Here is a 6,136-nt window from a genome sequence, read left to right as displayed (position 1 = left end):
GGTGCGCCGGGACACCGGCGCGGCTGGCGAGCCCCAGATTAGCACGCCAATATTCGATAGATCAGAAAAAAGATTCTATAGAACATATTGACGACGCCGAGATATCTCTGCCAGGGTTATGACCTGGCTCACGTGGCCGAGTTCACGAGACCGGGATCACAACAGCGTCAGGAGGCACGGTGGCCGAAGTTCACAACCGGCGATGGGCAGGGCTGCCGGAACCCGACCGCGAACAACTCCGTCTGCTGCTGGTCGACGCCCTCGCGCTCGCCGCGGCGGGTACGGCCTCGGCGGACGCGCAGCGTGTACTCGCCGGCCTGCGCATGGTGGGCAACGGTCCGGTCCGGGTTCCCTGGACCGGTCTTCGGCTGGCCGCCCCGGCCGCCGTGGCGGCGACCTCCACACTCATCCACGCCTGGGATTTCGACGACACACACGACGAGGCGGTCGTACATACGGCGAGCGTGGTGGTGCCGGCCGTGCTGGCGGCCGCCGCCAGCGCTCGCGCCGGTGGCGAGAGCGTCGCCGACGGCCTGGTCACCGGGGTACAGCTGTTTTCCCGGCTGGCCCGGATAACCGGTCCCCGGCCCGGGGTGATCCGCACGGCGGGGCTCGGCTCCCTCGCGGCCGCGGCGGCCGCGGCCACCGTCTGGGGGTTGCCCGACGACCAGGTGGAGCACGCGGTGGCGTTGTCCCTGGGTGCGGCGCTGGCACCCGGCACCAGACAGGCGGTGGTCGACGGTTCGGTCGCCAAGCGGATTCAGCCGGGGCTCGCCGCGCAGTCCGGCTTCACCGCGGCCGCGCTGGCGGCCCAGGGCGTCGAAGGTCCGAGCGGGTGGCTGTCGGGCGACTTCGGGATCGCGCCGGGGTCCGGTGTGGGCTGGGACGACCTGTTCGCCGGTGACTTCGAAGGCCGCTGGGTCGCGGTGAAGCCCTACCCCGCCTGCCGCTACACCCATGCCGCGCTCGCGGCGGCGGAAGAACTGCGGGAGCGGCATCCCGACTGGGACGAGGTCGAACAGGTGCGGGTGCATGTGCCGGAGGGACCGGCGTACGCGCTGGTGTCGCGACCCTACCGAGACCGCGGCGCACCCCTGGTGGACGCGCAGTTCTCCCTTCCGTGGCAACTCGCGGCGCTGTGGGTCACCGGCCGCTACGACCTGACCACCCTGCACGGCGGTGATCTCGCCAACCCCGCCATCGCCGCCGCGGCCGCCCGGATCGTCGTCGAGCAGGACCTGCCCGAGAGTTCGGTGATGACCGGGGCCCGGGTGGAGGTCCACCGCGGCGGCGCGACCGCCGTCGCCGAGGCGCCCATGCCCGGCGCCGGCGGAACCACCTGGCCCGCGCTCATCCGTAAGGCCGGCACCTGCCTGCGGGTCGCCGGGCACGAGGACCCCGACCTCGCGGCCGGCGAACTGCGGCAGCTGGCCGAACTTTTCCCCGATCTCGAGGCGCCCGCCTTGGCCGCCGCCCTCGACCGCACCACGACTTCCCCCCGACCGTAACGAGAGAGACGATAGGAAACCCCTAGATGGATTTCAGCCTCACACCCGAACAGACCGCCCTCGTCGAGTCGGTGACCAAACTCGCCCAGCGCGAATTCGGCGAACGCGCGTTCACGCGCACCGAGTTCGCCTGGGACAGCCTCGAAGTCCTGGCCGATAACGATCTCACCGGTCTCACGCTGCCGGTGGAGCTCGGCGGGCAGGGGGCGTCGCTACTGGATGCCGTGCTCGTCATGATGGCGATCACCAAGGTGTGCCCGCACAGCGCCGACGCCCTCCAGGCGAGCAACTTCGGCGCGATCCGCCAAGTGGCCAACTTCGGCTCCGATTATGTGAAGTCCGAAGTACTTCCGCAGTTCCTCGCCGGGAAGGCGCTGGTGACGGCCGGGATGAGCGAACCGGAGGCCGGCAGCGCCCTGACCGATCTGCGCACCACCGCGCGGCTGGAAGGCGACCACGTCGTCCTCAACGGCCAGAAGTGCTGGAATTCGCACGGACCCGATGCCACGCATTCGGTGGTCTGGTGCCGCTTCGGTCCGAGTTCCCGCGATATCGGGGCGGTGCTGGTGCCGTTCGATTCACCGGGATTCAGCCGCGGTAAACGCGAGTACCACATGTCCGGGGAATCGCACTGCCAGCTGTTCTTCGACGAGTGCAGAGTTCGGAAGGACTACGTCCTGGCCGACAGCGGGGCGCTGAAGAAGATGCTGTCGGTCTTCGGTGTGGAACGGATGGGCAATGCCTCGCGCGCGCTGGCGCTCGCGGAGAAGGCCTACGATATGGCGGTCGAGCACGCCTCGGTGCGGACACAGTTCGGGAAGAACCTGTGCGAGTTCCAGGGCCTGCAGTGGAAGTTCGCCGATATGAAGGTCGAACTGGACGCGGCGAAGATGCTGCTGTTGCGCGCCGTGGCGGGCGCCGACGCCGGCACCCCCGACTCGAACGAGGCCGCGATCGCGAAACTGCACGCGAACCGCACCGCCTTCGCGGTCGCCAACGATGCCATGCAGGTCTTCGGGGCGAGCGGCTATTCCCAGGAGTTCCCGCTGGAATACATCGTCCGGCGCACCCGCGGCTGGATGATCGCGGGGGGCTCGGTCGAGGTCCTGAAGAACACCATCGCGCAGGGCATCTTCGGGCGTCGTTTCGACCAGCGTGCCGGGGCGGCGGCCCGATGAGCACGGCGGAACAGACCCGGAAAGCCACGTCACTCGACGGTGCCACCGACGCACTCGTCGCCTGGGTGACCGACTCCACCACCGAACTGCCCGCCGCGGTCGAGCACCACGTCCGGCGGTTGCTGGTCGACTATATGGCGGCGGTGGTGCCCGGCTCGGCCACCGATATCTCCCGTGCGGTCGCCGGTCACATCGCGGCGACCTACGGCGGTCCCGCTGCCACCGCGGTCGGCCTCGGCCGGGTCTCCGCGCCGGGCGCGGCACTGCTGAACGGGACGAGCTGCCACAGCCTCGAGGTGGACGACGGGTACACCCCGGGTTCGGTCCACCCCAGCAGCGTCGCGTTTCCGGCGGTACTGGCGGCGGCGGAGGCGCTGGGCAGCGATACCGCGACCACCACGCGCGCCCTGGCGGTGGCGCTGGAGGCGATCTCGCGGCTGGCCGCGGCGGGGCATCCGACGACCTGGCGCAACCATTTCCACAACACACCGCTGGCCGGGGTGATCGGAGCGACCTGCGGAGTCGCGGTTCTGCACGATCTGGATGCCGGCCGTCTGCACGACGCGCTCGGGATCGCGGCCTCGCACGCGGGCGGGCTCTTCGCCTTCCTCGGGAAATCGGCCGAGGTGAAGCGGGTCCATCCCGGTAAGGCCGCGCGGGACGCGATCACCAGTGTGGAGCTGGCGGCGGCCGGGGTGACCGGTCCCCATGCCATCCTGGAGACGCCGCACGGGTACGTGGACGCGTTCGCCGCGGGCGGTTTCGACGCCGGTGTCCTGCTCGACGGGCTGGGCCGGGACTGGGTGGTGCTGAACTCCTACGTCAAGCCCTACCCCTCGTGCCGGCATCTGCACGGGCCGCTCGACGCGGTACTGGCGCAGCGCGCCGAGCACGGAATCGGTCTGGACGATGTGGCCGGGGCGACCGTGCGTACGTACACGGTCGCCTCGCACCACGCGGCGACGGTCGTCGGCTCCCTGCTGGACGCCCAGATGAGCATCCCGTTCGCACTGGCCACCGCTCTGGCCCACGACGAGGTGGGACTGACCGAGTTCGGTGAACAGGCGCGCCGAGACCCCCGCATCCGCGATTTCGCCACCCGGGTCGAGGTTCTCGCCGACGAGCGGTCGGACCGGGACTATCCCAGGCTGCGGCCCGCCTCGGTGGAACTGCGGCTGCACGACGGCCGGGTCCTGTCGCATCGGGTCGACCTGCCCTACGGCGAGCCCGGCAACCCGGTGACCGACGCGGAGATGACGGCCAAATTCGTACGGCTCGCCGCGCCCGTGCTGGGGGCCGAGGTCGCCGTGGAACTCGCGCCCGCCCTGTGGGCGTTCGAATCGCTCGATGTGATCGCCCGCATCGACTCGCAGGTGAGGAAGCAGCCATGACACAGGTGACCGACCAACCCGCGCCGGCGCGGGCGCCGGAGCGGGCCGACGTCGGCCGGGCCCTGCTGAACCCCCGATCGGTGGCGATCATCGGTGCCTCCGACGACGTGCGCAAAACCACCGCGCGACCGTTGCGGTTCCTGCGTAGTCAGGGTTTCACCGGCGCGGTGTACCCGGTCAACCCGCGCCGGGAGACAGTGCTCGGAGAACGGGCCTGGCCGGATATCGCCTCGCTGCCGGAGGTGCCCGACCACGTTTTCATCGTGGCCGATACCTCGCTGGTCGTCCCGGCGGTCCGCGACTGCGGCCGGGCCGGGGTCCCGCTCGTCACCGTGCTGTCGGGTGGATTCGGCGAGCTCGGGGAGGGCGCCGGGCGGCTTCGGGAACTGCTGGCGGTGGCGGCGGAGTACGGCGTGCGCGTCATCGGCCCCAACAGCATCGGTGTGGTCAATCCGCGCAACGGCCTGATGCTCACGGCCAACGCGGCCTTCGCCGAGGAGGGGATCCCGGTCGGCTCGTCCTTCGTGGCCTCGCAGTCCGGCAGCGTCATCGGTGCGCTGATGACCCGGGCCAAGGCCCGCGGTCTGGGTTTCTCCGGTTTCGTCTCCACCGGGTCCGAGGTGGACCTGAGCCTCGGCGAGATCTGCGCGGCCACCCTCGACGACCCCGGCGTGGGTTCGTACACGCTGTTCATGGAGTCGCTGGAGAACGCGACGGCCCTGGCGGACTTCGCGGTGGAGGCGGCGGCCCGGCACAAGCCCGTCACCGTCTACAAACTCGGTCGCAGTGATGCCGCCGCCGCGCTGGCGGTCTCGCATACCGGCGCGCTCTCCGGTGAGGACGACGAGGCCGACGCCTTCTTCCGGGCATGCGGATTCGCCCGGGTCGATAACTTCGAGGCATTGATCGAGACCGAGGCGCTGCAACGCCGAGTCGGGCCGCCCGGCGCGGCCCGCGCTCGCCGGGTAGCGGTCATCACCTCCACCGGAGGCGGGGCGGCGATCCTGGTGGACCAGCTGGAGACGCTCGGCGTCACAGTGACGCGGCCGAGCCGCACGGTATTCGACCGGCTCGGGGAGCTGGGCCTCGACGTCGCCGAGAGCCTGATCGTCGATCTCACCCTCGCCGGCACCCGGCACGATCTGGTCGACGGGGCCCTGAAGGTGCTGCGCGGCAGCGGTGAGTTCGATCTGGTGCTCTTCGTGATCGGCTCCTCGGCGCGGCTCAATCCCGAGCTGGCCGTGAGCGCGATCGCCGAGCACGCCGAGGGATCGGTTCCGGTGGCGGCCTGGGCCCTTCCGGACGCGCTGGAATCGGTCGGCCGGCTGCACGAGGCGGGTGTTCCGGCGTTCCGCACCGCGGAGGCGTGCGCCCAGGCCGTGGCCGCGACCCTGGCCCGGCAGCCGGTGGACCCGGCGACCTTCCGGCACCGGCGGACCGAGGCCCCGGCCGGTGGCCGCGCCCTCGACGAAGCGTCCTCGGCCGAGGTGCTCGCGTCGCTCGGGATCCGGTTCCCGGTCACCACGACGTGCGGCGTGGACGGTGTACCCGCGGCCGAGCCGCGATTCCCCGTGGTGGTCAAGGCGCTGTCGGACCGGCTGCCGCATAAGTCCGACGCCGGGGCCGTGGTCCTGGGCGTGCGGGACGAGGCCGGGCTGCGGCAGGCGGTTTCCACCATTGCCGCCCGCGTCGCCGTATACGACGCTACGGTGACCCTCGACCGCTTCCTCGTCCAGGAGATGATCGAGGAAACGGTATTCGAGGCACTCGTCGGCTACCGCGTGAGCCCGACCGTCGGACCACTGGTGCTGCTGGCCGCGGGCGGCGTCTACACCGAGATCTACGAGGATTCGTCGTTGCGGCTGGCACCGGTCACCGCGGACCGGGCCCGGGAGATGGTCGAGGAGGTCAAGGCGACGGCGATCGCGCGCGGCTTCCGCGGCGGCCCCGTCGGCGATCTCGATGCCCTGGTCGACGCCGTGGTCCGCGTTTCGCGGCTGGCTGTGGAGCGGCCCGACGTGGCCGAGGCCGAGATCAATCCCGTCGCGGTGCTGCCGCA

Annotated in this window: 4 protein-coding genes; all 4 read left to right on the top strand. The window is 70.8% G+C overall.

Annotation, left to right across the window (positions count from 1 at the left end):
• The first annotated feature begins 179 nt into the window (after positions 1 to 179).
• Positions 180 to 1,508 (top strand): MmgE/PrpD family protein, encoded by a 1,329-nt coding sequence (locus ACWDU1_RS27950; protein ID WP_450002986.1) that lies wholly within the window; start codon positions 180 to 182, stop codon positions 1,506 to 1,508.
• A 26-nt stretch (positions 1,509 to 1,534) separates the two neighbouring features.
• Positions 1,535 to 2,686 (top strand): acyl-CoA dehydrogenase family protein, encoded by a 1,152-nt coding sequence (locus ACWDU1_RS27945; protein ID WP_450002985.1) that lies wholly within the window; start codon positions 1,535 to 1,537, stop codon positions 2,684 to 2,686.
• A complete protein-coding gene (locus tag ACWDU1_RS27940) occupies positions 2,683 to 4,077 on the top strand; it encodes an MmgE/PrpD family protein (RefSeq protein WP_450002983.1) in 1,395 nt (464 codons plus the stop codon). Before ACWDU1_RS27945 ends, ACWDU1_RS27940 begins: the two co-directional genes overlap by 4 nt.
• On the top strand, positions 4,074 to 6,136 hold a 2,063-nt coding region (locus tag ACWDU1_RS27935), incomplete at its 3' end, for an acetate--CoA ligase family protein (RefSeq protein ID WP_450002981.1). The genes ACWDU1_RS27940 and ACWDU1_RS27935, both read left to right, overlap by 4 nt.

Source organism: Nocardia sp. NPDC003345, from assembly GCF_053589395.1.
The sequence above is the reverse complement of the archived record's forward strand: the minus strand, read 5'-3'. Positions and strand labels throughout refer to the sequence as shown.

What these genes read in the sequence shown, in the direction of transcription:
- ACWDU1_RS27945 (WP_450002985.1), top strand. Translation starts at nt 1,535, where the DNA reads ATGGATTTCAGCCTCACACCCGAACAGACCGCCCTCGTCGAGTCGGTG.
- ACWDU1_RS27940 (WP_450002983.1), top strand. Translation starts at nt 2,683, where the DNA reads ATGAGCACGGCGGAACAGACCCGGAAAGCCACGTCACTCGACGGTGCC.